The 1,297-nt window shown below is 72.6% G+C and carries 1 protein-coding gene; it reads right to left on the reverse strand.

Annotated features, from left to right (window positions below):
* On the reverse strand, positions 1-856 hold an 856-nt coding region (locus FV227_RS28575), incomplete at its 3' end, for a DUF882 domain-containing protein (protein ID WP_147860474.1).
* Positions 857-1,297: the final 441 nt, after the last annotated feature.

A 1,297-nucleotide genomic window follows, 5' to 3' on the forward strand; every position in this document is an offset into this window, starting at 1 on the left:
TGAGCAGGGCCCCGGCGGCGTAGGCGAGGGCCGCACGGGTGCCGATGCCGTCTTCCGGGTCGGCGCTCGCCACCGCGACCACCGGCTTCGGCTTCCCGCGCGCCACCGCGACCGGCGCCGGAGCCGGATCGCTGCGGCTGCCGAACAGGCCAGCGAGGAACCCGACGAGGCTCGGGCCCTCCTCCTCGTCGGCGGAGGCGATCTGCGAGGACACGCCGAGCACGGTGCCGCCGCGGGCCAGGATCTCGGCGCGGGCCTCCTCGTAGCGCGGGAACGGCCGGTTGTCGGACGCCAGGTGGACGGTCTTGCCGTCGGGGAACAGGCGGGCGAGCTGGTCGTGGCTCATCCGCGGCCACATCCGGACCGAGCCGACGTCGAGATGGACGAAGGGCGAGCCGGCATGCGGATACCAGCCGACGCCGCCGCGCTGCATCTGCAGCCCGACCGCGCGGATCTCGTCGATCGAGACGCCCGGCAGGTAGAAATCCATCGCCTTGCCGAGCATGTGCTGGCTGTACTCGGCCACCGCCTTCGAGCGGCGGCGCAGCATCGCGTTGGTGCCGGGCGAGCGATAGGCCGACACCACGTGGATCGGCTCCGAGGCGCCGACCTGCCGATAGGCCTCCCAGACCGTGTCGAACAGGCGCGGGTCCATCTTGGTCGGCTCGTCGATGCGCCAGTCGCGCAGGAGCCAGTTCAGCTGCTCCAGGGCCGCGCGGTCGTAGCGCCCATCGCGCTTGAACGTGATGGTCGCGCTCTCCTTGGTGTGGGTGTGGAAGATCGTGAGCGAGCGGGTGTCGCCGTTGGCGACCGCATCCTGGGTGCCGGTGGTTCCGGCCGCCAGCGCCAGCGCCATGCCGGAGAGTCCGAAGAGGATGCGCCGAAGACGCGAGGGCCGGGGCGTCGTCTGGCTCGGCGTCGGCACGATCGTCTCACCCCTCGGACGCGACCCGCGTTCGGCGCGGAACCATGGTGAACGCAAGGTTGCCGAAAACCGTGAAGACCCGGTTATCGGCGGCCCGAGCCGGACACACGCGATTCCCTTACGGCTAAGTCTGGACCGTGGCGAAATCGTGCCGGCAAGCGCGGCGGCACACGTCGCCGCGGCGGTCGCCCGACGGGTGATGCGAATGGGCCACGGGGCCGGTGCGGGGGCTCCTCACGGACCGCGACCGGCGGGCTGCGGTCACCACCAGCTGCGCGAGACCGGAGCCGGGTTCGGCGTCCACAGGCCGGGCTCGCCGAACTCGGGCGGCGGCGCTTCCGCGGTCGCCCGCACGGCGCGGCGCGGCAGGGC

The organism is Methylobacterium sp. WL119 (genome assembly GCF_008039875.1).
GTDB lineage: Bacteria > Pseudomonadota > Alphaproteobacteria > Rhizobiales > Beijerinckiaceae > Methylobacterium.